Origin of the sequence: Pseudomonas sp. ENNP23 (assembly GCF_001728945.1) — a bacterium.
GTDB classification, from domain to species: domain Bacteria; phylum Pseudomonadota; class Gammaproteobacteria; order Pseudomonadales; family Pseudomonadaceae; genus Metapseudomonas; species Metapseudomonas otitidis.
Window position 1 is genome coordinate 1 of the sequence record NZ_LYSP01000101.1, and the last position, 1,373, is coordinate 1,373.

Consider the following 1,373-nt stretch of genomic DNA (forward strand, 5'->3'; position numbering starts at 1 on the left):
CCTACAAACAGGCTCAGGTGCGTTATGGCATTCAGGGCCGCTCCACTGTTCTGGTATGGTTGCGTAAACATGGTCGGCAAGATTGGAGCCAGGGGGCTTCTGTGCGCGCCGGCAGGAGCATCACCATGCCTGACCCCGACAACCAGACGCCCGAACAGCGTATCAAGGAACTCGAGCAACAGCTGGCACTGATGAGTCAGAAGGCTCAGTTCTTTGAGGCCGTCGTCGATGTACTGAAGAATGACTACGGCGTCTCCATCGTAAAAAAGCGACCCGGCAAGTCCTCTCGCAGCGGCAAGTCGAGAGGCTGACCATTGTCAGGGCTTGCCTGTTTCTGGGGATAAGCCGGCAGGCTTACTACAAGCGCAATCGGGTCGCCGACGAGCGCCATGCACAAGGGCTACAGGTGGTGCGCTTCGTGCGTCAGGTTCGACTACGACAACCTCGGGTGGGCACTCGCAAGCTGCATTATCTGCTGCAGGGTCAGGATGATGGCGGGCTCAAGGTCGGGCGTGACAGGCTGTTTCAGATATTGACCGAGCACCGCCTGCTGGTGCAGCACAGACGGGCGTATCACAAGACCACCCACAGTTTTCACCGTTTCTACCGTCATCCCAACTTGCTCAAGGCGGGGCCAGAGCAGGTCACTCCGGTAGCACCGGAGCAGGTCTGGGTCGCAGATATCACCTATCTGCCAGCCAGGAGCGGGCCACTGTACCTGAGCCTGGTGACGGATGCGTACTCACGCAAGATAGTGGGCCACCACGTACACGAAGGAATGCACGCCGAATCGGTGGCGATGGCGTTCAAGAAAGCACTGAAGCAACGACGCGTGGCGGCGGTGAACTCATCCATCACTCTGACCGCGGCGTGCAGTATTGCTCGGGACTGTATCAGTCATTACATGAACGGTACGGGGTGAAATGCTCGATGACGGATGGGTATGACTGTTACCAGAATGCGTTGGCGGAGCGGGTGAACGGGATTTTGAAAGGAGAGTTATTGTTGCAAAGCCCGCAGGATTTGACGCAAGCGCGGGAAATGGTGCGTGAAGCGGTGGATATTTACAACGAGGAGCGGCCGCATCATGCGTTGAAATACAGAACCCCCGATGCGGTACATAGGGGGTTCTGAGTAGAGAAATGCTAGTTGAAAATGTGTAAACCTATTTCAGGACTAGACACATCTGTCTTGTGCGCCGTTCGACGTCACGCTCACGGTTTCTCAGCTTTTAAGGCAAATCGCAGAGACAGAAAAGGCGCCCGAGGCGCCTTTTCAGATCAACAGCGTCGCGGGAACTTATTCCTGCTCCAGCTCACCACAGAAACGGTAGCCTTCGCCGTGGATGGTGGCGATGATCTCCGGAGTATCGT

At 56.4% G+C, this 1,373-nt stretch carries 1 pseudogene; it reads left to right on the forward strand.

Annotated features, from left to right (window positions below):
* Window positions 1–1,134: pseudogene (locus A9G05_RS26955) on the forward strand (IS3 family transposase); the annotation flags it as partial.
* Between the last annotated feature and the right edge of the window lie 239 nt (window positions 1,135–1,373).